This window comes from Antarctobacter albus (assembly GCF_900101505.1).
Taxonomy (GTDB): domain Bacteria; phylum Pseudomonadota; class Alphaproteobacteria; order Rhodobacterales; family Rhodobacteraceae; genus Antarctobacter; species Antarctobacter albus.
In genome coordinates this window covers 1-23,454 of the sequence record NZ_FMZI01000012.1, presented here as the reverse complement: position 1 = coordinate 23,454, position 23,454 = coordinate 1, and the positions used below count along the sequence as shown (strand labels likewise).

20 protein-coding genes, 1 pseudogene and 1 other annotated feature are annotated in these 23,454 nt (G+C 61.7%); of the genes and pseudogenes, 17 read left to right on the top strand and 4 right to left on the bottom strand.

Annotated features, from left to right (window positions below; translation table 11 throughout):
* Positions 1 to 387 precede the first annotated feature (387 nt).
* Positions 388 to 525 (top strand): DUF6538 domain-containing protein, encoded by a 138-nt coding sequence (locus BLQ71_RS26100; RefSeq protein WP_107992237.1) that lies wholly within the window; start codon positions 388 to 390, stop codon positions 523 to 525.
* A 150-nt stretch (positions 526 to 675) separates the two neighbouring features.
* Here BLQ71_RS26100 and BLQ71_RS19205 read toward each other — a convergent pair.
* The 3 genes and pseudogenes from BLQ71_RS19205 to cehH form a co-directional block, all read right to left on the bottom strand.
* Positions 676 to 1,909: pseudogene (locus tag BLQ71_RS19205) on the bottom strand (IS3 family transposase).
* Positions 1,506 to 1,622, bottom strand: a sequence feature (AL1L pseudoknot). (Overlaps the previous pseudogene by 117 nt.)
* A gap of 47 nt (positions 1,910 to 1,956) precedes the next feature.
* The gene (locus BLQ71_RS19195; protein WP_074622887.1) at positions 1,957 to 3,582 is read right to left on the bottom strand and encodes a benzoate-CoA ligase family protein; all 1,626 of its coding nucleotides are present in this window, start codon (positions 3,580 to 3,582) and stop codon (positions 1,957 to 1,959) included.
* 113 nt (positions 3,583 to 3,695) lie between these two features.
* The gene (cehH, locus tag BLQ71_RS19190; protein ID WP_074622886.1) at positions 3,696 to 4,838 is read right to left on the bottom strand and encodes a salicylyl-CoA hydroxylase; all 1,143 of its coding nucleotides are present in this window, start codon (positions 4,836 to 4,838) and stop codon (positions 3,696 to 3,698) included.
* A gap of 84 nt (positions 4,839 to 4,922) precedes the next feature.
* Between cehH and BLQ71_RS19185 the strand changes: the two genes are divergently transcribed.
* Both BLQ71_RS19185 and BLQ71_RS19180 read left to right on the top strand, forming a co-directional pair.
* Positions 4,923 to 5,336, top strand: a complete 414-nt coding sequence (locus tag BLQ71_RS19185) for an acyl-CoA thioesterase (RefSeq protein WP_074622885.1) — start codon at positions 4,923 to 4,925, stop codon at positions 5,334 to 5,336.
* Complete coding sequence (locus BLQ71_RS19180) at positions 5,326 to 6,129, top strand: IclR family transcriptional regulator (protein ID WP_074622884.1); 804 nt, start codon at positions 5,326 to 5,328, stop codon at positions 6,127 to 6,129. Before BLQ71_RS19185 ends, BLQ71_RS19180 begins: the two co-directional genes overlap by 11 nt.
* A gap of 89 nt (positions 6,130 to 6,218) precedes the next feature.
* On the opposite strand, the gene BLQ71_RS19175 is transcribed toward BLQ71_RS19180, so the two are convergent.
* Positions 6,219 to 7,094 (bottom strand): LysR family transcriptional regulator, encoded by an 876-nt coding sequence (locus BLQ71_RS19175; protein ID WP_043147169.1) that lies wholly within the window; start codon positions 7,092 to 7,094, stop codon positions 6,219 to 6,221.
* A 108-nt stretch (positions 7,095 to 7,202) separates the two neighbouring features.
* Between BLQ71_RS19175 and BLQ71_RS19170 the strand changes: the two genes are divergently transcribed.
* The 14 genes from BLQ71_RS19170 (at position 7,203) to BLQ71_RS19105 (ending at position 23,389) form a co-directional block, all read left to right on the top strand.
* Positions 7,203 to 8,177: a Bug family tripartite tricarboxylate transporter substrate binding protein gene (locus BLQ71_RS19170; protein ID WP_133065750.1), complete on the top strand. Its 975-nt coding sequence runs from the start codon at positions 7,203 to 7,205 to the stop codon at positions 8,175 to 8,177.
* Positions 8,178 to 8,183: 6 nt separating this feature from the next.
* Positions 8,184 to 9,773, top strand: a complete 1,590-nt coding sequence (locus tag BLQ71_RS19165; RefSeq protein ID WP_043147167.1) for a sulfatase family protein — start codon at positions 8,184 to 8,186, stop codon at positions 9,771 to 9,773.
* A gap of 22 nt (positions 9,774 to 9,795) precedes the next feature.
* Positions 9,796 to 10,263 carry a tripartite tricarboxylate transporter TctB family protein gene (locus tag BLQ71_RS19160; RefSeq protein ID WP_074622883.1) on the top strand — a complete coding sequence of 156 codons (468 nt, stop codon included), beginning with the start codon at positions 9,796 to 9,798 and terminating at the stop codon, positions 10,261 to 10,263.
* A gap of 12 nt (positions 10,264 to 10,275) precedes the next feature.
* Positions 10,276 to 11,778, top strand: coding sequence for a tripartite tricarboxylate transporter permease (locus BLQ71_RS19155; protein WP_043147164.1), 1,503 nt, complete (start codon positions 10,276 to 10,278; stop codon positions 11,776 to 11,778).
* A 288-nt stretch (positions 11,779 to 12,066) separates the two neighbouring features.
* Entirely contained in the window at positions 12,067 to 13,020 is a 954-nt protein-coding gene (gene pcaQ, locus BLQ71_RS19150; RefSeq protein WP_074622882.1) for a pca operon transcription factor PcaQ, read from the top strand.
* A 53-nt stretch (positions 13,021 to 13,073) separates the two neighbouring features.
* Positions 13,074 to 14,012, top strand: coding sequence for a TAXI family TRAP transporter solute-binding subunit (locus BLQ71_RS19145; protein ID WP_074622881.1), 939 nt, complete (start codon positions 13,074 to 13,076; stop codon positions 14,010 to 14,012).
* Between the two features lie 74 nt (positions 14,013 to 14,086).
* The gene (locus tag BLQ71_RS19140; protein WP_157923334.1) at positions 14,087 to 15,988 is read left to right on the top strand and encodes a TRAP transporter permease; all 1,902 of its coding nucleotides are present in this window, start codon (positions 14,087 to 14,089) and stop codon (positions 15,986 to 15,988) included.
* A complete protein-coding gene (locus BLQ71_RS19135; protein WP_043147161.1) occupies positions 15,981 to 17,543 on the top strand; it encodes a sulfatase family protein in 1,563 nt (520 codons plus the stop codon). The genes BLQ71_RS19140 and BLQ71_RS19135 overlap by 8 nt, the downstream gene beginning before the upstream one ends.
* Before the next feature lie 10 nt (positions 17,544 to 17,553).
* The gene (locus BLQ71_RS26865) at positions 17,554 to 18,381 is read left to right on the top strand and encodes a universal stress protein (protein ID WP_074622878.1); all 828 of its coding nucleotides are present in this window, start codon (positions 17,554 to 17,556) and stop codon (positions 18,379 to 18,381) included.
* A 27-nt stretch (positions 18,382 to 18,408) separates the two neighbouring features.
* On the top strand, positions 18,409 to 20,247 hold the full coding sequence (locus BLQ71_RS19125; protein ID WP_074622877.1) for a SulP family inorganic anion transporter: 1,839 nt from the start codon (positions 18,409 to 18,411) through the stop codon (positions 20,245 to 20,247).
* Between the two features lie 125 nt (positions 20,248 to 20,372).
* Positions 20,373 to 21,068: a fumarylacetoacetate hydrolase family protein gene (locus BLQ71_RS19120; RefSeq protein WP_043147157.1), complete on the top strand. Its 696-nt coding sequence runs from the start codon at positions 20,373 to 20,375 to the stop codon at positions 21,066 to 21,068.
* Entirely contained in the window at positions 21,065 to 21,709 is a 645-nt protein-coding gene (maiA, locus tag BLQ71_RS19115) for a maleylacetoacetate isomerase (protein ID WP_074622735.1), read from the top strand. The genes BLQ71_RS19120 and maiA overlap by 4 nt, the downstream gene beginning before the upstream one ends.
* Positions 21,710 to 21,734: 25 nt before the next feature.
* Positions 21,735 to 22,808, top strand: a complete 1,074-nt coding sequence (locus BLQ71_RS19110) for a cupin domain-containing protein (protein WP_074622734.1) — start codon at positions 21,735 to 21,737, stop codon at positions 22,806 to 22,808.
* Positions 22,805 to 23,389 carry a maleylpyruvate isomerase N-terminal domain-containing protein gene (locus BLQ71_RS19105; RefSeq protein ID WP_074622733.1) on the top strand — a complete coding sequence of 195 codons (585 nt, stop codon included), beginning with the start codon at positions 22,805 to 22,807 and terminating at the stop codon, positions 23,387 to 23,389. Before BLQ71_RS19110 ends, BLQ71_RS19105 begins: the two co-directional genes overlap by 4 nt.
* Positions 23,390 to 23,454 lie beyond the last annotated feature (65 nt).

Below are 23,454 nucleotides of genomic sequence, written 5' to 3'. Positions count from 1 at the left end.
TCGGCCACGACTTGACGCTTTCGACAACGTCTTTAGCCCCGGTTGCGCCCGCCAGCGCGCCGGGGTTTTCGTTTGCGTCGGATACGGTTTTGAGGTTGGTCAGACCTGAAATTTCGCCAATGATTTCAATGCCCGCAGCTATGTGGGTTGGGCAGTCCAAGCCTTTGACTTTGTTGCGCTCTTGGCTGCCCCTACGGGCTGCCACTTCTCCCAAAATGAAAATAGCGCAAGTCCTTGGAAACAAGGTGGCTTCTCCGGAAGCGTGTCGGCCCTGGCGCCTAGCGGTGCTGATTTTGCACTACGTTTTGCACCACATTTCGCATCACTGGCAGGCGGCATAGCGCGCCATGTCTTTTCGTGGCATCTCCTTCCAAAAGGAGCCCAAGCATGCCCGGCTATCTCCGGGGGGCGACCTATCATCTCAAGCGGCGCGTCCCGACTCGCTATGCGAAAGTCGAACGACGCACCTTCATCAAGATGTCTCTCAAGACGGACAGCCTCGGTGTCGCGCGGCACAAGGCCTAAGAGGTGTGGGATCAACTGCTGGCCTAGTGGGAGGCCCTGCTCAAGGGCGATATGAACCTGGCCAAGGTTCGTTACGAAGCGGCACAGGTTCTCGCCAAGGCCCGAAAGCTGAACCGCCCCGGGTTTACCTTAGATTTTCTGGTTCAATGACTAGGCAGCTTTTTCGGGAGCGTTCAAGCTTTCGTAGAATGGCTCCTCTGCTTCTCGCGGGGTGAGGTATCCGATGGCGCTGTGCAGGCGCCGGTTGTTGTACCAGTCGACCCATTTCAGGGTTTCCCATTCGACCTGCGTCATGGATTTCCACGGGCCGAGGAAGTCGATGACCTCGGTCTTGAGCAGGCCGATGGTGCTTTCGGCGAGAGCGTTGTCGTAGCTGTCGCCAACGCTGCCCACAGAGGTGTCGATGACGGCTTTGGCCAGACGCTCGGTATACTTGATCGGCAGGCATTGGGATCCCCTGCCGGAATGATGGATCAACGCGTCGGCGTCTGACGGCGTTCTCTGGCAGATCGCCTGGTTCAGGGCATCAAGCACGAACCCCGTGGTCATCGAGGTGGAGACGCGCCAGCCCACGATCCGGCGGGCGAAGATGTCGATCACGAAGGCGACATAGACCTTCCCCTGCCAGGTCGAGACATAGGTGAAATCGCTGACCCAGAGCTGGTTCGGCGTCCGGGCCTCGAAGACGCGGGTCACCTTGTCGTCGGACAGGGCTGTGAGGTATCCGGATTGGTCGTCAGCACCGTCTTTCCGCGCACAACACCCTGTAACCCCAACACTTTCATCAGTCTTTCCACGATGCTGCGCGCGATGTCGTATCCTTCCCGGCGCAGCGCATGCCAAACCTTGCGCGCCCCGAAACGGCCGCCGCTTTCGCTGAGTGCACGCCGGATTTCCCGGCTGTCGCGTTCATCCTGCCGCGCCCGTTTCGATGCCCTGGAGGGATCGCGTCGGACGGCCAGCTGCGCGTAATAGGACGATGGCGCGATCGGCAGCACGCTGCAGATCGACCCGACGCTGAACTCGTCCCGGCATTCCTCAATGAATGCGATCATGTCCTGACCGGTCGGTCGAGTTCCGCCTGGGCGAAATACGCGCGCGCCTTCTTCAGGATCTCGTTGGCGGTCCGCAACCCCCGGACCACGCGCTCCAACGCCTTGATCCGATCTCTCTCAGCCCTGGTCAGGCCGGGCCGTTCGCCGGCATCGCGTTCGGCGCGCTGGCACCAGACGCGCAGGCTGTCCGGCGAGCAGCCGAGCTTCGGCACACTCGCCCGATTGGCCGCGTTGTCACTGGCATACTCGGCGCCGTGTTCCTTGAAAAGCCGGACGCCGCGCTCACGGAGCTCGACCGGGTAGGACGGGGTGTGGGGGCTCTTGCTCATCACGGCTATCTTTCGAGCCTGTTACTCTCCGGTAAACCCGGGGCGGTTCAGGCGGCGGCGGGCCTGCTTTGACGCAGAGCGTTTCGATCGATCTTGCCGGTGCCGGTCTTGGGAAGTTCCGCCACATATTCGATGAGGCGAGGGGACTTGTACGGAGTCAGCTGTGTTTTCACGAATGTGCGCAATTTTGTGGTTTGCGCCTCGTCCATCGACACACCGTCTACGAGCTTGATGACAGCCCTCAATGCCATCCGCTTGTCTTCCAACTGATGCGCAAGCACCGCACATTCGTGGACGTCGGGATGTTCGTTCAGGCAGCGTTCGACTTCCAGCGGCCAGACCCATTGTCCGGACACCTTGATCAACTCGTCCGCGCGTCCCTGGAAATAATAGTAGCCATCGCGTTCGACAAATCGGTCACCTGTATAGATCCAGTCGCCGCGCATGGTTTCGGCGGTCTTGTCAGGCCGGTTCCAATACGTCGGCGCTGAAGAGTGTCCCCGAACGTACATGACACCTTCCTCTCCCGGCGCCGCAGGCGCGCCATCGGGTGTCTCGAGGCGGATCTCGTAACCCGGTACTCGGGCCCCCGCGGCGCCGATCCGATGATCGTCCTGCCTGTTGGACAAATAGACGTGCAGCATCTCTGTCGAGCCCAAACCTTCTGTCGGGCCATGCCCGGTCATACTCTTCCAAGCGTTGTAGATGTCCTCTGACAGGATTTCGGCCGCGGACATGGACTGGCGCAGCGATGACAGATCGCATGCGCTGATCTTTTCAGACCGCGCCAGCGCGGTGTAGAGCGTCGGCAAACCGAACAGTACGGTCGGTCGGTAGGTCTCGATTGCATCGAGGACCACCTCTGGACGCGGTTGGCCCGGAATCCAGACCGAGCCCGCGCCGACGGAAAAGGGAAAGATGACCGAGTTTCCGAACCCATAGGCGAAATAGGCTTTCGGCACCGAATAACAGATGTCGTCGGGTGTCAGCTTGAGGACATGCTTTCCGAAACTGGCCTGCGCATAGGCCATATCGTGGTGCAGGTGGACGATACCCTTCGGGCGTCCCGTAGACCCAGAGGAATACATCCAGAATGCCATATCGTCGGGGCCGGTTCCCGTGGCTTGCAGGCTGACCGGCTGGTCTTTCAGGAACTCCATGGCGCTGATCTGGCCTGCGGACAGGGAAGGTCCGTTCGCAATCACGCTGGTCTCAAGCTGGGTTCCCTTCAGCGTCTCTTCGGAGAAGATCGTTGAGAGATCCCCATCGACCACGGCGTAGCGGGCGCCGCTGTCCTGCAGGAAATAATTCAGCACGTCGGGTTTCGTCTGGATGTTGAGCAGGACCGGGACGAACCCCGCCCGCACGGCGCCGAAGAAGGCGGCCGGGAATGTCGGTGTGTCGTCGAGGAAAAAGACGATCCGTTCGCCGCGTTCCAGCCCCGCCGCCGAAAAGGCGTTGCCCCAGCGAGACGCTTCAGCGATCAATTCGGCGTAGGTCAACTGGCCCTGTGGGCTGATGACCGCGACGCTGTCCGGGTTGCGCTCCAGGTTTTGCCAGAGGATTTCAGAGCAATTCCGATGTTCTGATTTGACAAAGCCAATCTCTTTGGATCCGGGGGCCGTGTCGGTGACATGGTCGATAATCTGAAGGCCGATGTTCCGTTTTGTCATGTCGCTCATTGTTTGTGCCACAAATAGCTCGCTGTTTTGGACAGGGCGCCTAGCGCGCAATTGTCCGTTCCAATTTCGGGTTTCCTAAAGGCGGCGGCCGTTCTTGTCGGCTGTCAGACGCCGGTCGCCTGGGCGTTCGCGTATTCGGCCGCAAAGCGCGGAGCGATCTTGCGCAGGCGTTCTTCAGTGATCCGACCGGACCGCATCAGGTAGTCATGGGCAAATGCCAATGGCGGTAGACGCATCTTCACGCCGAAGCTTTCGTACCATGTCGCAGAGGTATTGGCCGCATCCACGATCTTGCGGGCGATGGGGGGGCGACCCGCTTGATAGGCGGCAAGGGCGTCATCCAAGTCCGGATGATCTTTGAGGGCATGGACCAGCGCGATCGCGTCCTCCATGGCCAACCGCGTTCCGGACCCGATCGAGAAATGCGCGGTGTGAACGGCATCACCAAGCAGCACCTTGCGTCCGGCGACCCAGTTTTCGCACCATAGACGCGGGAACTGACGCCACATGGACTTGTTGGTGATCAACTCGGTGCCCTGCAGCACGTCTCCGAACAATTGGCTGCAGAGTTTCGCGCTCTCGTCTTCGGGCATCCTGTCAAAACCGTAGTTTTTGTAGGTCTCGTGCTCGCACTCGACGATGAAGGTCGAGCGGCCCGGCGCGAACCGGTAGTGGTGCGCGTTCAGTGGTCCCTTGTCGGTTTCAATGAAGGTCTGGGTCAGCGTATCGAAGGGGACCGTTGCTCCGAACCACGCGAAATGATTGTCGAAATATTCAAGGGTTGGTTTGAACTGGCCTTCGAAGGAGCGCCGGACAAGGGAGTTCAATCCATCGGCGCCGACCACCAGATTAGCTCCGAGCTCCTCAACCGTCCGGACCGTCGTGCCGAACCGAATCTCCACGTCTAGATCACGGGCACGTCCCTTGAGGATCTCGATCAATTCGAGACGGCCCACTGCGGTGAAGCCGACACCGTCGAGCGTCACGGAGCCATTGGGCAGGTTCAGTGTCATGTCACGCCAACATTCCATGTGCGGAACGATCAATTCGTGTGTCTCGGGGTCGTCGGCTTTGAGAAAGTCGAGAGCGCGATCCGAAAAAACGACTCCGAATCCGAAGGTTGCGCCCTCGGGGTTTTGCTCAGTGACGCGCACTTTCACGTCGGGCAGCAGCCGGCGAACAAGTATCGCCGTATACAGCCCTCCCGGCCCTCCGCCCAGGATCTCGATGGTTTTCAACTCAGACATGGCTCCTCCCAAAGTCTCTGGACCTGCGGAAGGGGTTAAGCTACATTTCTGAAATATGCAATTAATTGTACAATTCGGAAATCTATGATGCGCGCTACGAACCCTGTCCAAGTCGTCTTCGGAGATTGTGATCCAGCGGCTATTGTCTTCTATCCAAACATTTTTCGCTGGATGGATGGGGCGTTCCACCACATGCTGCGCCCGCTGGGCGGACATCAGTATATTTGCGATGCTCTCGGCATTGTTGGCATCGGCCTTGTCGAAGTGGGCGCCAGGTTTCGCAGCCCGATTCGGGATGGCGACACGCTCTTGATTGAGGGACATGTCTCTGAATGGGCGAGGCGCACCCTGACTCTGAGCTATACCGGGCGCGTCGGTGACAACCTTGCCTTCGAGGGCACGGAGGTTCGTTGCCTTTTCACGCGTGGCGAAAACGGTATTGTCGCTGGCGACACCACTGACTTCAGGGAAATGTTGAGTAGGCATTATGGCGGATGAGGCAAGCCAGGGCTTGAAATCCCTGGACACGGCGCTGGGTGTCCTGGATTTCCTTTCGCGGCAGGATGGCGCCATGACGCTATCGGACATTGCCCGCGGTTGCGGGATGCCCCTCAGCAAGACGCATCGTTATCTCGCCTCTTTCGTTTTGGCCGGGCTGGTCAAGCAGGAGGGGCGTTCGGGCCGATACGATCTTGGCGCCGCAGCTATGCGGATTGGCCTCGCGGCTCTGGCCCGGCACGACTTTGTCAACACTGCTGCGGACGGTTTGTCGGACCTGGCCGCCGAGACTGGCATGACGGTGCTTCTGGCCGTTTGGGCAAATGAAGGTGCAACGGTCGTGCGTTGGCAAAGGGGGTTGTCGCCGACGGTGACCTCGATCGGCCTTGGGACGACTTTGCCCCTTCTGACGTCGGCAACGGGCCGGATATTCTTGGCTTACGCGCCCCGGCCTGCGACCCAGAAGGCGCGTGAGACTGAGTTGCGCCGCGCGGTCCGAAATCCGGCCTTCCTGCCCGACGCGGTTCCGAGCAACAAAGGTCTCGAGGCGCTTGCCGCCTCGATCCGTAGGACCGGATATGCGAGCGTGGATGGCCGGTTCATTCCAGGCTTGGTCGCTGCTGCTGCGCCGATCCTCGACTGGCAGGAGGAAGTGCAGGCTGCGGTGACGCTTGTCGGCGTGGATCCGGCAGCCGTCCGCCCGGACGCGGCGCAGGTCGCCTGTCTGATGCGCTATTGCCAGAAGCTTTCGCTGGCCTCCCCGGTCGGGACGGGGCGCGCGGATGCCGACTGAAGAGGCTGCCGGCATTTGCCGCAAGGGCGAATGGTCGAACCGCGACCGATGTTTGCCGGGTTTCCGAATTGTGGATTGGGCGTTTCGGCTTAGAGTTTTTTCATCGCCGAGATCAGGAGCCGGGCTGCCGGCGGTAGGACGCCATCGCCCCGATAGACGGCGCCCACTCTGCGCTCCCACTCCAGTCCCGGAACAAAGCGCTGGCAGAGGTTCGGCAAAACGCCCGGTGCGGGTAGGAATGACAGTAAATCGGTGCGCTCGACCAGGTGCTGGGCAAAGCGGTGGGCTGCGGTTTCGACGCGTATGCGCGGTGGTGGCAGGTCAAGGGTGGCGAATTTGTTCTCCAGCCATTTTCGAGTGAGATAGCTCGATTCCTGCATGACCCATTCATACTCTGTCAGGTCTCTGGGCTGGAGTGTTTCGCGGTCTTCCAGCGGGTGGCCTTTTCGGAACAGGATTACCATCGCATTGATGTCCAGGTCTTCGCTGCACAGTTGCGGCAGCTTGGGAACCTCGAATGTCGTGCAGAAGACCAAGTCCAGATCGCCCTCTTGCAGTCGGTCCAGCAGTTTGGTGTTCAGGTCTGCGATCACCGAGAACGACAGGTCGGGAAAGCGCTCGACCAGATCTGCGATTGCGGTGGGCAGGTATTCATCCGCAAAGATCGGTCCGGCGCCAACCCGAAGATTGCCGCGGGCTTGACCGCTCTGCATCGTCGCCTCGGCCACGGCGGCATCTATGTCGCCGAGAATGATGCGGGCGCGACTCGCAAAGACCTGACCGGCCTCGGTGAGTTCCACCGACCTGCGGTTGGACGACACGACCAGCTTGGCGCGTATCGTTTCCTCCAGTCTGCGGATGCCCTTACTGAGCGCGGGCTGCGTGATGCCAAGTTCTTCTGCGGCGCGGGTAAAATGCCGCGTCCGGCTGAGCATCACGAAATATCTCAGGTCCCGAGCGAGCATATTATTCCATTTGGTTATGGGTCATGACGGTAAGTGATTTGACTTTGAGAGGGCCCTTCGCAACTTTCCCTCATGTGAACGCGAACATCAAGGGAGGACGATGAAGTGTTGGCTCGTTATTTTCTGAAATATGCAAAATATTCATCACTGGCGCTTGTGGCGCTGGCCGGTTCGGCCACGGCGGAAGGCTATCCGGAGCGGGTGGTCCGAATGGTCGTGCCGTTCGCGGCGGGTGGCGGTACGGACGTTCTGGGCCGGGCGTTTGCCAAGGAACTGACTGAAGCATTCGGGCAGAATGTGATTGTTGAAAACATCGGCGGAGCAGCCGGCTTCATCGGGACGCAGGATGTTGTCCGGTCGGATGCGGACGGCTACACCCTGCTTTTTGCTCCTACGGCGCCCTACACGATGGCCGAACATGCGACCCCGCCGGCAACCTACGATCCCGCCGAAGATCTGATCCCGGTGGCGCGTATCGCAGCCCAGCCCATCCTGTTCTCGGTGCGCAGTGACTCCGGTTTCGACACGCTTGCGGATTTTCTTGCCGTGGCCAAGGATGATCCGGGCTACCTGAGTTTCTCATCTTCCGGCGCGGGGGGCGAGATGCATTTGACTGGAGAAAAACTCAAACAGGCCAGTGGCGTTGATCTCTTGCATGTCGGCTATCGCGGTGGCGGTCCGGCGATCTTGGCGCTGGTCAGTGGCGAGGTCGACATGATGCCTGTCGTGACCGGTTCGATTATGGCCTACATACAGGATGGGTCGGTCAAGGCGCTGGCCACGACGGCTCCCGAGCGGCTGGAAAAACTGCCCGATGTGCCGACGATGACAGAACTGGGCTACCCGGAGGTCGATCACATCCCGTCGTGGGGGGTATTCGTCCCGGCTGGCACGCCCGACGAGGTGGTCGCAGTCCTTCAAGAGGTCAGTGAAAAGACCGCCACATCGGTCGCATTCGTGGAATACTTGGACACTCTGTCGATCAGTCCTGCCTATCTGCCCGGAGCGGACTTCTTGGAGGTGCTGAAAGTGCAGGCGGATGGGTTTGGCGAACTCATGTCCACACTCGACCTGGGCCAGTGACCCGACATGATCGATCGTCCAAATTTCATTCTGATCAGCACGGATCAGCAAAGAGCCGACCACGTCGGCTCTTACGGAAACCCGGTCCTTCGCACGCCTTCGATTGACCGGATCGCAGAAAACGGGGTCAGCTTTGACCGTTTCCATGTGGCGACGCCGATCTGCATGCCCAACCGTGCCACGATCATGACGGGGCGCATGCCGTCCCTGCACGGCGTGAAGCGGAATGGCGTTCCGCTCCGGCTCGACTCGACGACCATGTGCGATCTGTTGTCTGCAGGGGGATACCGCACCGCGCTGATCGGTAAATCGCATCTTCAGACCATGACCGACCTGCCACCTCAGATGGAGCGCGAGGCCGTTGATGGGACACCGCCGCCAATCGACTTGCGCGAAGAACGGCACAAGGCCTGGTCCGAGGGGCCCTATGATCAGGAGGCCCTGGATCGTTGGCGCGACGACCCAGCGCATGTGATCAAACTGCCGTTCTACGGCTTTGATCACGTGGAACTCTGCACGATGCATGGCGACATGGTGCACGGCGACTATCACCGCTGGCTCGCCGAGCGCACCGAGGACCCCGACAGCTTGCGCGGTCCAGCCAACGCCTTGCCGGATGACCGATACACAATCCCGCAAGCCTATCGGACGAAGGTCCCAGAAGAACTCTACCCCACCCGCTACATCGAGGAGCGCAGTCTGGCTTGGCTGGACGAGGCCGCAGAGTCGGATCAGCCGTTCATGTTGCATTGTTCCTTTCCGGATCCGCATCACCCCTTCACACCGCCGGGCCACTACTGGGATCTCTACGATCCCGATGACATGCCCGTGCCCGAAAGCCTGCTCAAACTGGACGAGTCCAAGATGACACCGCCTGTCCGACAGATGCACCAGGCGTCGGGGGTCAATCGACAGAGCACCGTGGCCTTTACCGTGAACGAGCGCGAGGCCCGCGAGGCGATTGCCCTGACCTACGGCATGATCGCCATGATCGACGATGCCGTTGGCCGGCTTCTTGATCGGCTGGATTCACTTGGTCTGCGTGAAAATACCGTGGTGATTTTCACATCGGATCATGGTGACTTCATGGGCGACCACGGGCTGATGCTGAAGGCCGCGCTGCATTACCAGGGGTTGGTCCGGGTGCCGTTCATCTGGTCAGAACCGGATCACGCGGGCGGGCCGCGTCGCACCGAGGCGTTGAGCGGATCGCTCGATATCGCTCGTACGATCCTTGATCGGGCGGGTTTGGCCCCGAGCTACGGGATGCAGGGCCAGAGCTTGATGCCAGTAATCCGGGGAGAGCGACAAACCGCACATGAGGCCGTGCTGATCGAGGAAGACGGGCACGCGCCTGCCTTTGGGATGACGGTTCCCATTCGTGCACGCTCGGTGATCAGTGACCGATACCGGCTTTCGATCTACGATCCAGAGGATTGGGTCGAATTGTATGATCTGAAAGAGGACCCGCTGGAGATGCGAAACCTCGCTGACGACCCTGACTACCAGGATTTGCGTGCCCGAATGTTCGAGCTTCTGTCGCGAAAGATGATGACGACGGTTGATGAAGCGCCATTCCCACTGGCACGTGCCTGAAAACAAGCTTTGGGAGGAGGCTATGGACATCAAGGACATTTTGGGGCGGGCCGGACAGGGCCGCGTTGGGCAACGGCTGATCGGCAGCATCGCGATCACCGGTCTCGGCCTTTTGGCGATTGCCGAGGCAACGGGGTATCCGCTGGGCAGTCTCCGGCGGATCGGGCCCGGCGCTGTGCCGATGGGGCTAGGCATTCTGCTGACCTGTCTCGGCCTCGCCTTCTTCTGGGATGTGCCGAAGTACGAGGATCGCGTGCCCGGCTTTCTTTGGCGTCCGTTGATCGCCATTTCGGCCGCGATGGCGTCATTTGCCTTCCTGGTCGAATATTCGGGCATGTTCGCCGCGATTTTCGGACTGATCGGCATCAGTGAATTTGCTGAACGCGAATATTCCTGGAAGAAAGTCCTGCTCACCTCTGTCGGATTGTGTCTGTTTATCGCTGGCTTGAAGACCTTGCTGAGCGACAGCCTGATCCTGGACCTGTACTGAGGGGAACCGACTATGCTGGCCAATCTTCTTCAGGGTTTTGACGTCGTCCTGACGGTTTCGACCCTTTTCGCCTGTTTCATCGGTGCGCTGATGGGAACCTTTATAGGTGTGCTGCCCGGGATCGGTACGCTTGCGGGCATGTCCCTGCTGTTGCCGCTGACCTTCACCCAGACACCGGTCGACGCCATTGTAATGCTGTCCGGAATCTATTTCGGAACGATGTATGGCGGATCGACGGCGGCGATCCTGTTGAACTTGCCCGGCAGCGAGCCCTCAGCGGTGGTTTGCCTCGACGGTTATCCGATGTCGCAACAAGGGCGGGCCGGTGTTGCGCTTACCCTGACCACTTTGGCGTCCTTCGTTGGCGGCTGTTCGGCAATCCTGTTGGTGATGGCCTTCGCCAAGCCGCTGGTCTCAGTAGCGCTGTCGTTCAGTTCGGTCGAGTATTTCTCGCTGATCCTGCTAGCTCTGATCGCGTCCAGCACGATCGCTGCGAGTTCGATCACCCGCAGCCTCGTCATGATCATTTTCGGACTGTTGATCGGCCTTGTGGGCATCGAGGTTCAGACGGGCTACCCCAGGTTTACATTCGGCAGCGAAAGCCTGCTGGACGGGGTGAGCATGGTCGTGGTTGCCTTGGGGTTGTTCGGCGTGACAGAGATCCTGTGGAAATTCGCCGATGGGGGAGACACTCGGCGTTCTCCCTCGATCGACGTCTCATGGCGGTCGATGATTCCAACCCGTCAGGATTGGCGCGAGGCCGCACGCCCGATCGGCCGCGGGACCGGGCTGGGGTCACTCATCGGCATCCTGCCGGGTGCCGGAGCTGCGATCTCCTCCTTCGTCGCCTATGCTGTGGAAAAAAAGATCTCAAAGAACCCGTCGAAATTTGGCAAGGGCGCGGTCGAGGGCATATCCTCGGCCGAGGCTGCCAACAACGCTGCTGCGCAGGCGGCTTTCATTCCGACGCTTGCGCTCGGCATCCCCGGAAGTGCGACCATGGCGCTTATCCTCGGAACGTTGATGATCCACGGGATCCAGCCGGGTCCGCGCGTGATCTCGAACAACCCGGATCTTTTCTGGGGCGTAATTGCAGGGTTTTGGGTGGGCAACGTGATTCTCATCTTCCTGAACCTGCCGCTGATCGGACTCTGGATCCGCCTTTTGAAGGTGCCCTACACGATCCTCTACCAGATCATCCTGTTCTTTATTTGTTTCGGGGCCTATTCGGTGTCGCGCAATGTCTTCGACGTCCTCCTTTGCATCGGGTTCGGCTTTGTCGGCTATTGCGCAAGGCGCATGGACCTGCCGGCCGCTCCGGTGCTTCTGGGCATGGTGTTGGGGCCGATGGCCGAAGAACACCTGAGGCGCGCGCTATTGCTGGGGCGTGGAGATTATACCATCTTCCTGACCAGCCCGGTCAGCCTTGTCTGCCTTGTCCTGGCGCTGGGAACGGTGGCCTTGAGTATCTACCAGGCGCACAAGCACCGCAGGATGCAACTGAAGACCCAGTAATCGCCCAAGGATCTCGCTCTCGCCATCGCCGTGCTTGAGGTTGGTAGTGGACCAAACAATGGTCGTCGGCGCAGCGGGGGCGGGGTCATCGTCTTGGCCAAACCTCGACCTTGATCGTGGACCATCGAGGCAAAGCGACGTCGCCTTTTGACCGGAAGGGCCGAGCACCTGATCCGTCGCTGATCGTACTGGTTTCACGTTCTATCGCGGGGAGAAGCAGGGGGCGGTCCGGCCTCGTGGCGGAAACCTGTATTCGCTTCGATTGCGTCTTATTGCAAAGGATGAAGGATGGACAACCGGATCAAACAGCGGCATCTCACCTGCTTCCTGGAGATCGTTCGAAGTGGGTCCATCATCGCAGCGGCCCATCAGCTCAACATCACACAGTCGGCCGCCTCCAGAACGCTGGGTGAACTAGAGGAAATCATCAATGCACGGTTGATGGAGAGAAACCGGGCGGGCATCGTGCTGACCTCGGCGGGTGAGACGTTCTATCGCCACGTTTCTGCCAGCGTGACGGCCCTGAAACAGGGGCTCGAACAAATTGCGCGAACCCGCAAGGATGCGCGCCAATCGGTGATCGTCGGCGTTCTGCCCAATGCCGCTGAACGCGTTCTTCCAACCGCGGTGGCACGGTTCAAGGCGCGAAATCCCGGCTGTCCGGTCTCCGTCGTGACTGGGACCAATCCTGTTCTGATGCAGGCGCTGAGGGTCGGTGAACTGGATTTCGTGATCGGTCGGCTTGCTGCGCCGGACGACATGGCCGGTATCGACTTCCAGATCCTCTACCAGGAACAACTTGCCGCAGTGGTTCGTCCGGGCCACCCGCTGCTCGTTCTCGAACTGCACGAAGAGTTCATGGCGTCTTTGGCAGAGCAAACCTTTGTCATCCCTCTTGCCGACACGATCATCCGCCGGGATGCCGAGCAAATGCTGATCGCGGCGGGTGTAAAAAAGGTGGCTGACGTGGTCGAGACCGTCTCATCGCCGTTTGCACGCGCCTATTGCCTGCAGACGGACGCGGTGTGGATTGCGCCATGGGGAGCCGTCGAAGGGGATCTACGCTCCGGCGTACTTAGTGCGTTGGCTGTGGACACGGCAGCCACGCAGGGAAACGTGGGCATCTCGACACGTAGTGAATCGGGGTTGACGCCGTTGGCGCGGTCCCTTGCAGCAGAACTCCAGGATGTCGCATCAGATACCGTGCAAAAATCTCAAGTAAGTGGCCGAAATCAACTTTGAGTCAATTTTCTGCGCAAGCGATATTGCCGCAGCGTTAACAGGGAGGAATCATCATGCGTATCTTCGCAGCTATTGCGGCGTTGTCCGGCGCCCTTTGGGCCGGGCAGGTTTCGGCACAGGCTCCAGTCGCTATCGGGACCAATCCACAGGGATCCTTGGCCTATGTGTCGGGGTCGGCAATCGCCAACATCGTTGGCAAGAGCATCGGCCGATCGTTCATCGTCGTTCCTTTGGGCGGACCCAGCGCTATCATCCCTGCGATGGCCGACCGGGAGTTCGACTTCTCGTTTGCCAATATCACGGCCGCTGCCCAGGCCTACGCAGGAGTAGGGTCCTTCGAGGGGCGGCCCTATCCCGGACTGCGGATTGCGACGGTCGTCTACCCGCTCGAACTCGGCATCATTTCCCGGCAAGGCGATGGGATTGAAAAAATCGAAGACCTCGCAGGCAAACGCGTTGCCTCCGAGTACACCTCGCAGCGCAATTTGGACGTGTTCATGAACGCAGCCTTCATGGTTTCCGGCATGAGCTTCGACGACGTGCAGCCCATTCCCGTCCAGAACGGCGTTCAGGCCATCGACGAACTGATCGACGGATCGCTGGATGCATCAATCTTCTCGATTTCGGCCGGCGCGGTCGCCAAGGCGGATGCCTCAGTCGGTGTGACGTTTGTAAACCTCCCCGACGGCGAAGCTGAACAGGCTGCCCTGGCCGATCTCGCGCCGGGCGCTTCGATCGGCAGAACAACTGCCCGCACCGGGCAGGACGCGACTGTGATCACCGCCCCCTTCGTTATTCTCGTCACTGACGCAGTCGATGACGAGACCGTGTATCAGGTGGTCGCCGGTATCGCCAGGAATGCCGAACACCTGGCCAAGGCGGATCCGCAGTTTGGCAAGATGTCTCTCGACATGATGGCGGACCCCAAGCTTCCGATCCCCTACCACCCCGGCGCCATCCGCTTTTTCGAAGAACAAGGCGTCTGGGAATAAAGCCCGGCGGAACCCTGCGGGTCACCGCCCGCGGGGGCGCAGGCAGCACTCAAATGAGAATAGGAGGATCGAACATGACGACGGCTCGTCTCGTGAACGTCCTGGGTTTCTTGATGGTTGCGGCAGCGATCCTTTGGGCGCTCAGCGTCCAAAGGATGCTTGGCTTCAACTTCTTTGGCGGCCAGTACCTGTATTTTCTGATGGCACTGGCCACGGTTGTGATCTTTTTCACCCATCCGTTCCTCCGGTCCCGCCCGAGATTGTCTCGTTTCATCGACGTTCCGCTGGCTCTGATCGGTGCTGGAGCGATGATCACGACAATCGTCATGTTTCCCGAGCTCATCGACCAGGCCAATTTTCGCGACTACGGGACGCTGGGGCTGTCGCTGGCTGCCATCACCATCCTGGTTCTGATCGAAGGGATGCGGCGCACCGCGGGACCTGCGTTGACCATCATCGTGATCGGCGCGCTGTTGATTGCCATCTTTGCGCAATACCTGCCGTCGCCGCTGACCGGGCGCCCGTTCCGACCGGAAAGCTTCCTCTACAAGATGGCCTACATGGACGGCAACATCCTTGGCGCGCCCCTGTCCATCGTCGGAGCCGTGGTGATCGCCTTCATCTTCATGGGGTCGATGCTGCAGGCCACGGGTGGCGGTGAGTTTTTCTCCGATTTTGCTGCTGCCCTGATGGGCAGATCCCGCGGTGGCTCTGCAAAGATCGCGGTGACCGCCTCCGGGTTCTTCGGAGCAATCTCCGGATCGGCCGTCTCCAACGTGGTGTCCACGGGAATGGTCACCATCCCGCTGATGAAGAAGGCGGGCTACAAGGCCCAGGTTGCCGGGGCCATCGAGGCCGTTGCATCCACTGGCGGCCAATTGGTTCCACCAGTCATGGGCGCCGCCGCCTTTCTTATGGCGGTGACGACGCAAACTGACTACTCCGTCATCGTCGTTGCCTCGCTGATCCCCGCGTTCCTCTACTATCTCGCACTCTTCCTCCAGATCGACCTGATGGCCGGACGGGATGGTATCAAGGGCGTTGAAGGGAAGGACCTGCCATCCGCGAGCGAGGCTCTGCGCCAGGGCTGGGTCTTCATCTTGCCCTTCGCGGTGCTGATCTTCGGCCTCTTCTTCCTGGCATGGCGACCGGAATACGCGGCACTGGCGTCCACTGCTGCAATGTTCCTCGCCCTCGTGGTTTTTGGATACAGGGGCGCGCGGCCCGGTCTGGCGCAGATCGTGCAGGCGTTCCGCGACACCGCCGAAGCCTCAGTTGGCATCATCTTCATCGCCGCAGCGGCAGGGATCGTGATCGGGGCCTTGAACGACTCCGGCGTCCTCTTCGCGATCACCGGAGCAATCCTCGCCATCGGTGACTCTAGCTTGCCGCTACTGCTCATCCTCGCTGCGATCCTCTGCATCATTCTGGGAATGGGCATGCCGACCGTGGGAGTGTACGCCCTGCTTTCGACATTGGTCGCGGCGCCACTGGTCGAACTCGGGGTCAACCTGATCTCGGCGCATCTCTTCGTTCTCTACTTCGGCATGATGTCGATGATCACGCCGCCTGTCGCGGTCGCGTCTTTTGCTGCGGCGGCCATATCGCGGACCGGCGCAATGCGGACGGGCTGGTCGGCGGTTCAGTTAGGATGGGCGGCCTATGTCATTCCCTTCGTCTTTGTCGTGAACCCTGCTCTTATCATGGACGGCTCGGTGATCGAGATCGTCTTTGCCGTCGCCCGCGCGACCATCGGTGTCTGGCTCGTCTCTGCCTGCATCATCGGGTATCTCAACCACCCGCTCTCGGCGCCGCTTCGTCTCAGCTACCTGGCTCTCGGCATCTTGCTGCTGGTGCCGGGACTTGTCCTCCCGGGCGGTCTGTGGGCCGGCGGCGGGCTGACCCTCGCGGCCGGGCTTGCGGTGCTCTCCTATGAATTCCTCATCGCACGACGGAAGGAGTTGGACTTTGTCTGACCGCCCCAGCTTTATCCTCTTCATCACCGACCAGCATCGCGCGGACTTCCTCGGGTGTTATGGACATCCGCTGGTGAAGACGCCGAACATCGACGCCATGGCGGCTCAGGGGGTCAGCTTTGACCGCTTCTATGTATCGAGCCCGGTCTGCATGCCGAACCGTGCCAGCCTCATGACCGCACGCATGCCGTCGAGCCACGGTGTAAGGTCAAACGGCATTCCCCTGTCCAAGCAGAACGTAACCTTCGTCGAACTTCTGAAAGACGCGGGTTATAAGACAGCCCTGATCGGCAAAAGCCACCTGCAGAACTTTACCGGAAAGCCCGCAATCCTGCCGCGGAGCGAGACGAGACCCGGTTTTTACCGTGCGTCAGGCGCGCTCGCCGAGGCCGTGCGCCACGATCTTTTGAGTCCGGTCTATTCCCAGGAAGAACCCGATTTCTGGGCCGGGCCGCAGCCGCGGGTAGAAACGCCATTCTACGGTTTCGATCATGTCGAGCTGGTGACCGGTCACGGTGACGAGGTCGGCGGCGACTATACCGCCTGGCTTCTGGAACGCTGTCCGGAGGCCGCCTCACTGGTTGGCCCTACCAACCAGTTGGACCACGACTACGTTTGTCCGCAAGCCGTGCGTACGGCGGTCCCCGAGGAACTCTATTCGACAAGCTACATTGCCGAACGGGCAATGGCCTGGCTTGAGGAAAATGGAGACCAAGAACAGCCCTTTTTCCTAATGGTCTCCTTCCCCGATCCGCATCATCCCTTCAACCCGCCTGGCCGGTTCTGGGACATGTATGCCCCAGAGAATTTTCCTGTCCCCGAGGCATTCCAGAGGAACGACTGGACGCCGCCGCCGCATGTGGCCGGGATCATGGAAGAACGTGAGGCAGGGCGAGCCGCGCTGAAAGGTATGGGAACCATTGGCTGCAGTCCGCGCGAGGCGCAGGAAGCCCAGGCGCTGACCTGCGGGATGATCTCGATGATCGATGAGGCGGTGGGCCGCGTGCGGTCTCTTCCGGCGGCGCAGGAGGCGATCGGGATATTCACCTCGGATCACGGCGACCATTTGGGCGACCATCGCATGCTGCTGAAGGGCGCTGAACACTATGAACAGTTGATCCGGGTTCCCTTCATCTGGTCCGAGCCGGGGGATGGAAAGGCCGGCACGCGGGCAGACCAGATCGGGCAGACACATGACATTGGTCCGACCATTCTGGAACGCGCAAGGATCGAAAGTGCCATCGGGATGCAGGGGCGCCCCCTGTTGGAAGGCGGCCGCGACGCCGCGTTGGTCCAATATGACCACCAGAAGGAAAACCCCAACATCGGCATTGGCCCCCGCGTGCATACGCTGCGAACGGAGCGCTGGCGGCTCAGCCTGATTTGCGGTGTCGAATGGGGCGAACTCTACGATCTCGAAGCCGATCCCGGTGAGTTCGTGAACCTGTGGGACTGCCCCGATCATGCCGGTGTCCGCGCGCACCTGACCGAGCGGCTTGCGCGCGCCGAGATGGACGCCGTGGACCGGGCGCCATTTCCCACCGGTCTGGCATGAGGAGTACACGATGACGATCCGAAACATTCTCTGCGCCTATAGCGGCGAAGACGGCCAGGCCAGCGGCCTGGACCATGCCATCCGCATGGCCCGTCATCACGACGCATGGCTCACCGGCGTTCTTTGTCACGGCAGGCATGCACTGGAGCGCAGTTCGAGTGCAAGAATCCCTGAAGCGGTCCGCAGTATACTTCGCGAGGCAGACAATGCGCGCATCGCCGAGGCGCGGGCCCGGTTCCAAGCCGCAGTCGCCGAAGGATACAAACCGGACCGCGCCGAGTTCGTCGATCTCGATCCTGACAGTGCCGGGCCTCTGAGCGCGTTCGCGCGCTGTTTCGATATGGTCGTGACCGGCGCGCATTCCGCCCGACCGGACGAAGACCATCTGTCCGCCCACCCGGACACCTTGGCGCTGCAAAGCGGCCGGCCCGTTCTTGTCGTGCCTGACGATTACGAAGCCGACGCGCTTGCCGACCATGCCGTGGTCGCCTGGGATGGCGGTCGTGCTGCGGCGCGGGCCATTGGCGATGCCGTGGACATTCTTGCCGAGAAGGCCCGGGTGACGATCCTCACAGTCGGTCGAAAATCAACCGCGCCGGACCATGTCGATGCTTTGCTCCGTCACCTGAAACGCCACGGCATCGAAGCGGTTTCCGAACACCGGGCTCAAGGCCATGCCTCGATTGCCCAGACGATCGAGATGTCGGCGAAGGAACTCGGCGCCCGGCTGATCGTCATGGGGGCCTTCGAGCATTCGAAGTTCCGCCACGATCTCTTTGGTGGAGTGACGACCGAAGTGATCGGTACCGCCACCGTCCCTGTCTTCATGTCCCACTGAAGGCAACAGGAGATTGGGGCATTTGGAATGACGACCACCCGAAAATGGATCGCCGCACTGGCGCCGGACTGGCGGTACAAAGTGTCGCCCAGCTCGGTTCGCTCGGACGTCATCGCAGGCCTGACTGGGGCCACCCTGGTCTTGCCGCAAGGCGTGGCCTTCGCGGCCATCGCCGGTCTGCCGCCGGAAACGGGCTTTTACACCGCGATGGTACCCACGGTGATCGCAGCGCTGGTCGGCTCCAGCTGGCAAGCCGTTTCCGGGCCTGCGACGGCGATCTCGGTCTTGGTCTTTGGCGCGCTCTCGGGCAGCTTCGAGCCCGGCAGCCCGGAGTTCGTGTCGGCGGCCATTGCGCTGGCCTTCATGGTCGGTATTCTGCAACTGATCATGGGGTTGGCGCGCCTCGGCGAGGCCGTCGAGTTCGTCTCGCATTCGGTCATGACCGGTTTCGTGACAGGGGCTGCCATCCTGATCGCCTTCAGCCAAGCCAAACATGTCCTGGGAGTCGATCTCCCCAAGACTGCCAGCGTGGCCGATCTCGCAACCGAACTTTTTCGCGCGATCCCACAGGCGGACCCCCGGTCCGCGGTGATCGCCGCTGTTGCGATCATGACGGCCGTTGTCATTCGCTATTTCCGCGCCTCCTGGCCCAATTACCTTATCGCGCTTTGCGCCTCGACCGTCGCCAGCATCTTGTTGGGCGGTGCAGATGCCGGCATCGCCACGGTCGGCGCGATCGACAGCGTGATACCCCTGTTGGCCGCCCCGGCTCTTTCTTTCGGGTTTATCCGTGATTTCGGTGGTTCGGCCGCCGCCATTGCCATCGTCGGTCTGCTTGAGGCCATCTCTGTCGCGCGGGCCATGGCGCTCCGTTCCGGTCAGTTGGTCGATGCAAACCGGGAGTTCCTGGGGCAGGGGGCGTCGAACGTCGTTGGCGGGCTCTTCCAGTGCTACCCGTCCACCGTCTCTTTCACACGGTCCGGGGTCAACCTCGACAGCGGCGCGGTCACACCGATGTCTGCCATCTTCTCGGCGTGCTTCCTGTTCCTGATACTTTTGCTCGTCGCGCCCCTGTTCGCCTATGTGCCGGTCCCCGGCATGGCCGGGGTTATCCTGCTCGTTGCATGGCGGCTGATCGACATGCGCGAGATTCGCCACATCGTGGCGGGTTCCTCGTCGGAAACCGCCATCGCGCTGGTGACCTTCGTGGTGGCGATGCTGGTGGATCTCGATATGGCGATCTTTGCCGGTGTCCTCTTGTCGCTCGCGCTGTTCCTGCGCGGGACATCCAGGCCTTTCCTCGGTGTCGGCGCCCCTGATCCGAGCACACCCGGCCGCACTTTCCGGCTGGCCGCCAGCCACCACTTGGCCGAGTGCCCGCAACTCATGGTGACACGCCTCGAAGGATCGCTCTATTTCGGGTCGGTCGAGTACCTCCGTCGGCAGTTTCGCCGGTTCGAGGTCGACAGGCCGCAGCAGAAGCACATGATCTTCATTCTGAAAGGGGTAGGTGAGGTGGACCTTCCAGGTGCCGATCTGATCCTCGAAGAGGCGGCTCGGCGGACAAGTCGAGATGGCACGTTCCACTTGCAGATCAAGGCACCTCGCACGATTGCGAAACTTGCCCGCATGAAGGTTCTTTCAGTTCTGGGGCGGGACCGTATCCATCTCAGCAAGCACGATGCCATCGCCAAAGTGGTGCCTGCACTCGACCCTTCGGTGTGCGCGGGCTGCAGAGCACGCATCTTCCGGGAATGCGCCTCGATGCCCGGCCATCCTCCCGGTGGGTTGGACGACTGTGCATCACGATCCAGATCCGCAGAGATCGGTTCGGGCGCAAGGGATGCAGGCAAGGATGCGGTATGAACTCTGTATGTTGTCGGTGGCCAGACCCGCGGTCTTGTGCGGTCAATCATCAACTCCGAAAACAATCACGGACGGGAGCGGAAAGGCTCTACATCTCAAATGATCAAATTAGGAAAGGAAACTCAATGACTTATGTTTTCCCTCCCGCGCAGCAGGCTTCGATCGCCGTTGCAGGCAGCGAGGACCGTATTCCGGTGCGGCGCATCTTCTGCATCGGGCGCAACTATGCCGCCCACGCGCGCGAGATGGGCAAGGACCCGGACCGCGATCCGCCGTTCTTCTTTCTCAAACCCGCCGATGCGGTGGTCGAGGACGGCGCGACGATCCCCTATCCGCCGCAGACCGAGAACTTTCACTATGAGGCCGAACTCGTCGCCGTGATCGGCACCGGCGGTGTGAACATTCCCGAGGACAAGGCTCTGGATCACGTCTGGGGCTATGGCGTCGGCAATGACCTGACCCGCCGTGACCTGCAGCTGAAGGCGCGCGAGCAGGGCCGCCCCTGGGATCTTGGCAAGGGGTTCGACAACTCGGCCCCCATCGCGCCGATCCACCCGGTCTCTGCCGTGGGTCATCCCTCCAAGGGGGCGATCAAGCTGACCGTCAACGGCGAGGTCAAGCAGGAGGCCGACCTCAGCGAACTGATCTGGTCCATCCCCGAGATGATCTCGATCCTGTCGCAGTCCTTCGCGCTGAAGCCGGGCGACCTGATCATGACCGGCACGCCTGCCGGCGTCGGCCCCTTGCAGCCCGGCGATACCTGCGTCGTCGAGGTCGAGGGCCTGGGCACCTGCACCACCCATATCGGCCCCCGCGCATGAGCCTGACGCTGCACAACTTCTTTCGTTCGTCGACCTCGACGCGGCTGCGCGCCGCGTTGAACCTCAAGGGGCTGGAATACGACTACCTGGCCTACGCCCTGCGCAAGGGAGAGACGCGGACGCCGGAGTACCTGGCCAAGAACCCGCAAGGCCTGGTGCCGTCGCTGGAGCTGGAGGACGGAACGACCCTGATCCAGTCGCTGGCCATCATCGAATGGCTGGAAGAGACCCACCCGGAGCCCGCGCTTTTGCCCGCCGATCCGCTGGGCCGGGCCCGGGTGCGCGGCCTGGCCTGCATGATCGCCTGCGAGATCCATCCGCTGAACAACCTGCGGGTCCTGTTCCGCCTGCGCGACCAGTTCGGCGCCGATGAAGCGGCGCAGAAGGCCTGGTTCACGCATTGGGTTGCCACCACTTTCGACGCTCTAGAAGAGGCGTTGCAGGACGCGCGGACCGGTCGCTACTGTCACGGAGATACGCCGGGGCTGGCCGATCTGTGCCTTTACGCGCAGGTCTGGAACAACCGGCGCTTTGACATCCCGGTCGCGGACTGGCCGACCATCGCGCGGATCTTCGCGGAGCTCGACGCGCTGCCCGCCTTCCGCGACGCGTCCCCGCCCAACCAGCCCGACGCGGCCTGACAACGCGTTTCCAAGGAGGAGAGTTATGGACAACGCCATGCAACCCGAGGACACGCCGGAGCTGCGCGCGCTATACCAGGGGTTCAAGGACAATCACCTGAACCCGCTGTGGACGCAGACCGGCGACCTGATGCCGCTGCACCCCAGGCCCAAGGCCGTGCCCCATGTCTGGCGCTGGGCCGATCTTTTGCCACTGGCCGAGCGGTCTGGCGAACTGGTGCCGGTGGGCCGGGGCGGCGAACGTCGCGCCATCGGCCTCGCCAACCCCGGGCTTGGCGGGCGGGCCTATGTCTCGCCCACGCTCTGGGCCGCGATCCAGTACCTCTGCCCCGGCGAAAACGCACCCGAGCATCGCCACGCCCAGAACGCCTTTCGCTTCGTCGTCGAGGGCGAGGGGGTCTGGACGGTGGTCGACGGCGACCCGGTGCGGATGTCGCGCGGCGATCTGCTGTTGACGCCGGGCTGGCGGTTCCACGGGCACCACAATGTCGCGACCGAGCCGATGGCCTGGATCGACGGGCTGGACATTCCCTTCAGCCAGCAGATGGACGTTGGCTTCTTCGAGTTCGGCGCGGAACGGGTCACCGACAATGCCACGCCGAACTATTCCCAGGGCGAACGCCTGTGGTGCCACCCGGGCCTGCGGCCCCTGTCGCACCTGCAGGACACCGTCGCCTCGCCCATCGGCGCCTATCGCTGGGAGTTCACCGACCAGGCGCTGACCCAGCAATTGCTGCTGGAGGATGAGGGCATGCCGGCCACCGTCGAACAGGGCCACGCGGCGATCCGCTACGTCAACCCGACCACCGGCGGCGACGTGATGCCGACGATCCGCTGCGAGTTCCACCGCCTGCGCGCCGGGGCCGAGACGCCCGAGCGGCGCGAAGTCGGGTCGACCGTGTTCCAGGTCTTCGAGGGGCAAGGGGCGGTTGTCATGGGGGGCGAGACGCACAGGCTGGAAAAGGGCGACATGTTCGTGATCCCGTCCTGGGTGCCGTGGTCCTTGCAGGCGGAAACCCAGTTCGACCTGTTCCGCTTTTCCGATGCGCCGATCATGGAGCGTCTGAATTTCATGCGGACGGCGGTCGAAGGGCAATGAGCCTGACGGCCGAGGAACAGGCCGCGCGCGAGGCCTTGCGCGCGCGTCAGGGGGCAGGGGCGCGCTATGATGCGGCCTCGGCCCCGGCAGGGGATCTGCTGCTGGCCCGGCGCGGCGCGGCCTATTTCGCCCGCAAGCTGGCCGAGCTGTCGGATGCCGACCTGGACGCGCCGTCCCTGCGCGAGGGCGTCCGGCGTCGGGCGCTGATTGCCGAGGTCGGCTATCACGCGCGGGCTCTCGCGCAGCAGGTGGGCGCCGTGCGGGCCGGGGACAGCGTTCAGCCGATAGCGCCAGAGGCCCATCGCGCGGAGATCGCCCAGGGGGCCACGCTGCCGCCGCGCGCGTTGCGCAGCCTGGTGCACCATGCGGCGATCCACCTGGACGTCGAATGGCGCGACCTGACCGACGAGGGATGGACCCTGTCGGCGCCTCTGGAGGGCCAGGCCGTCACCCCGCTGCGCCAGACGCCCCGCCTGCGTGCGCGGGTGGTGTGGCAAGGCGCTCTGGACCTGGGCAATGGCGGTCGGCTCGCCGATGTGCCCGCCGACCTGCGTAAGAACATCACGTTCGGGCAAGTCTGATCCGGGGCTGCACAAGTCAATACGGCCGGCGAAGGCAGACAGGCCGTCCGGGTCTCTCTGCCTTC

Bases quoted from the DNA above. Each gene is read 5' to 3' on its own strand.
- BLQ71_RS19165 (WP_043147167.1), top strand. From the start codon at position 8,184: ATGATCGATCGTCCAAATTTCATTCTGATCAGCACGGATCAGCAAAGA.
- BLQ71_RS19175 (WP_043147169.1), bottom strand. From the start codon at position 7,094: ATGCTCGCTCGGGACCTGAGATATTTCGTGATGCTCAGCCGGACGCGG.
- BLQ71_RS26100 (WP_107992237.1), top strand. From the start codon at position 388: ATGCCCGGCTATCTCCGGGGGGCGACCTATCATCTCAAGCGGCGCGTC.
- BLQ71_RS19110 (WP_074622734.1), top strand. From the start codon at position 21,735: ATGGACAACGCCATGCAACCCGAGGACACGCCGGAGCTGCGCGCGCTA.
- BLQ71_RS19120 (WP_043147157.1), top strand. From the start codon at position 20,373: ATGACTTATGTTTTCCCTCCCGCGCAGCAGGCTTCGATCGCCGTTGCA.
- BLQ71_RS19155 (WP_043147164.1), top strand. From the start codon at position 10,276: ATGCTGGCCAATCTTCTTCAGGGTTTTGACGTCGTCCTGACGGTTTCG.
- pcaQ (WP_074622882.1), top strand. From the start codon at position 12,067: ATGGACAACCGGATCAAACAGCGGCATCTCACCTGCTTCCTGGAGATC.
- BLQ71_RS19140 (WP_157923334.1), top strand. From the start codon at position 14,087: ATGACGACGGCTCGTCTCGTGAACGTCCTGGGTTTCTTGATGGTTGCG.
- BLQ71_RS19185 (WP_074622885.1), top strand. From the start codon at position 4,923: ATGATGCGCGCTACGAACCCTGTCCAAGTCGTCTTCGGAGATTGTGAT.
- BLQ71_RS19105 (WP_074622733.1), top strand. From the start codon at position 22,805: ATGAGCCTGACGGCCGAGGAACAGGCCGCGCGCGAGGCCTTGCGCGCG.
- BLQ71_RS26865 (WP_074622878.1), top strand. From the start codon at position 17,554: ATGACGATCCGAAACATTCTCTGCGCCTATAGCGGCGAAGACGGCCAG.
- BLQ71_RS19125 (WP_074622877.1), top strand. From the start codon at position 18,409: ATGACGACCACCCGAAAATGGATCGCCGCACTGGCGCCGGACTGGCGG.
- BLQ71_RS19160 (WP_074622883.1), top strand. From the start codon at position 9,796: ATGGACATCAAGGACATTTTGGGGCGGGCCGGACAGGGCCGCGTTGGG.
- BLQ71_RS19180 (WP_074622884.1), top strand. From the start codon at position 5,326: ATGGCGGATGAGGCAAGCCAGGGCTTGAAATCCCTGGACACGGCGCTG.
- BLQ71_RS19145 (WP_074622881.1), top strand. From the start codon at position 13,074: ATGCGTATCTTCGCAGCTATTGCGGCGTTGTCCGGCGCCCTTTGGGCC.
- cehH (WP_074622886.1), bottom strand. From the start codon at position 4,838: ATGTCTGAGTTGAAAACCATCGAGATCCTGGGCGGAGGGCCGGGAGGG.
- BLQ71_RS19195 (WP_074622887.1), bottom strand. From the start codon at position 3,582: ATGACAAAACGGAACATCGGCCTTCAGATTATCGACCATGTCACCGAC.
- maiA (WP_074622735.1), top strand. From the start codon at position 21,065: ATGAGCCTGACGCTGCACAACTTCTTTCGTTCGTCGACCTCGACGCGG.